We start from the raw sequence: 2,495 nt of genomic DNA, 5'->3' as shown, positions 1-2,495 counted from the left end.
GTAAGCCATGTTTGGTTTTTCTTCCGGAGCCCTGATGACTCTTAGTGATGATGAGCGACACCTGCTTGTGTCCGTTGTTTCGGTCTGGCTACGGCGTGCCGGAGGGGATGCCGGAGCCATGATGCTGGATGCATACCGGCAGATTTTGTCTGAAACCGAACCGGCCGTAAGGACTGTCATGCTCGAATTTCTTGAATCCGTTCGCATTCATTACATTTCGTCCTGAGCATTTTCTGTATTTCTGTCCATACTTAAACGAGGCGGCCGTCACGGACGGTGGTCGTCGTTCCATGATGCTGTTATGGACGAGTGAGAGTAATCTAATCTAACTTGATTGAGTTCCGGGCGTGCCGCCCGGTTTTTTTTGCTGTTTCCCGGTGTCCGTTCCGGGACAGGATGTGCATTTGTAATACCGCGCACGCGCCGGCATCACAAATACCCTGGTCAGGGCTGCGCCCCGACACCCCGCCATCGCCTCACGGCCGCGCACTGAATTGCGCACCCGTTCACCGATTTTCACGCATTTTCCTCGCCTATCTGTGCGTTCAGCATGGCGTAAAGCGCTTCGGCCTGATCGTGCAGGTGCTCACAGCAGCCGGCAGCCTCATCCAGATCCATCTGCTCGAGCCGCTCAAGGAGGAGAAGTGTCTGTGCGCGGATAAATTTGGCCATATTGAGGGCGGCGGATTCCTGTCTGGTCACTGGTGATTTTCCCCGTCTGGTGATGATTTTTGCGTGAAAAGAGCATGGCGTCATTCTGGTGCATAGTCATGCATGCCGTTAAAATTTAACAGGCGCGTTTCTGACGGGTTCCGGGGTGGTTTGTTGTGGTTTTTGTCATGGTTTCGTCAGGAACGCGCTGAACGCGTCTCAGGCGGTGCGGGCAACGGATGTTATGGTAAATTCTTGGGGGCTTGATTATAAAATACCGCACTTCCTCTTATGTCTTGTGCTTTTTAGACAACCCTGAAAGCTTTTAGCTTTGGTGATGCAATTTGCTGGGATTTTGGCGGAGAACCACAGGTAAAGAAAAAGGCCACATTAGCGGCCTTTTTCGGAGAAGATGCTCAGTGCGGAATTTCGGAGACTTCTTTAACGTCGGTTTTATTGATCTGCTGTTTGACACCATTCGCGTCTGTATAGCCAAGCAGGCCTGAGTCTGATTCTTTAGGTTTGCCGTCGCTGACAATAGTGCGACCGTCATTGGTGTGTATGGCATAGCTTGTGCGCGTGCAGCCGGTGAGGGCTGAAAGCGCAACTGCCGCTGCGAACACTGAAACAAAAATCTTTTTCAAAGCCAGCTCCTTTTATCCATATCAGTTTTGGTCACTAACCATCTAACTATAGGTCATTTTTTATGTGAAAAGAGGCTTGATGGTGGGCTGTATATCGAGTTAGGCGCGAGGTGCTATGGTCAAAGTGTGGTGTCAGGCGGGGAGGAGGCTTATATGAGATGTAATCCGGCCGATACATATACCAAGATGATTTAAGTATTCCTCTTTGTGAGGTTGGATGTCTAATTTATAAAGGATCTTCTTGAGATCCTTTTTTTCCGCGCGTAATCTCTTGCCCTGTAAACGAAAAAACCACCCTGGCAGGTGGTTTTTCGAAGGTTAGGTAATCCTGGCAGATCCCCTAACCGTGGTAACAGTCTTGTGCGAGACATGTCACCAAATTTGTCCTTTCAGTGTAGCCTCACTAAGGCCGCCACTTCAAGAACTCTTGAGACATCTCTCGCACATCCTGTTTGCCAATGGCCGTTGCCAATGGCGATTAGTCGTGTCTTTCCGGGTTGGACTCAAGTTGATAGTTACCGGATAAGGCGCAGCGGTCGGACTGAACGGGGGGTTCGTGCATACAGTCCATCCTGGAGCGAACTGCCTTCCCGGAACTGAGTGTCAGGCGTGGAATGAGAAACCGCGGCCATAACAGCGGAGTGACACCGGTAAACCGAAAGGCAGGAATGCGGGGGAGCACGAGGGAGCCACCAGGGGGAAACGCCTGGTATCTTTAAGCCGCATCGGGTTTCGCCACCACTGATTTGAGCGTCAGATTCTGTGATGCTTGTCAGGGGGGCGGAGCCTATGGAAAAACGGCTTTGGCGCGGCCTTATGCTTTCTTCGTTAAGTATCTTCCTGGCATCCCCCAGGAAATTTCTGATCCATCCGTAAGCCCGTCCCGCTCGCCGCAGCCGAACGACCGAGCGGAGCGAGTCAGTGAGCGAGGAAGCGGAATATATTCTGTATCACATTTTCTCCTGACGCGTTTTCTTTCACTTTCTGCGCCTGTCTTATGTGGCATTAATGCTATGTGTTACTGCCATGCTACATCTTAAGCCAGTATACACTCCGCTAGTGCTCCGTGACTGGTCCGGCGCTGCGCCCGGAACCCGCCTGTACCGGTTCAGCAGCCGTTCCGGCCTGACTGCAATTTTTTTTTTTTCATCCCTGCCCGCTACCCTGTAAACCTTTCTTCTGCGTTGCCGTTAACAGTAG

General features: G+C 51.5%; 2 protein-coding genes. Both read right to left on the bottom strand.

Features of this window, described 5'->3' with window-relative positions; translation table 11 throughout:
• Nucleotides 1-516: 516 nt before the first annotated feature.
• On the bottom strand, nt 517-702 hold the full coding sequence (locus ACQG0T_RS24045) for a Rop family plasmid primer RNA-binding protein (RefSeq protein WP_013772937.1): 186 nt from the start codon (nt 700-702) through the stop codon (nt 517-519).
• Nucleotides 703-1,067: 365 nt separating this feature from the next.
• Nucleotides 1,068-1,295 carry a YgdI/YgdR family lipoprotein gene (locus ACQG0T_RS24040; protein WP_021243043.1) on the bottom strand — a complete coding sequence of 76 codons (228 nt, stop codon included), beginning with the start codon at nt 1,293-1,295 and terminating at the stop codon, nt 1,068-1,070.
• Between the last annotated feature and the right edge of the window lie 1,200 nt (nt 1,296-2,495).

The sequence above is a fragment of the Enterobacter cloacae complex sp. 302F9 genome (genome assembly GCF_050030335.1).
GTDB classification, from domain to species: Bacteria; Pseudomonadota; Gammaproteobacteria; order Enterobacterales; family Enterobacteriaceae; genus Enterobacter; species Enterobacter hormaechei_C.
This window is presented reverse-complemented; position numbering and strand designations above follow the sequence as displayed.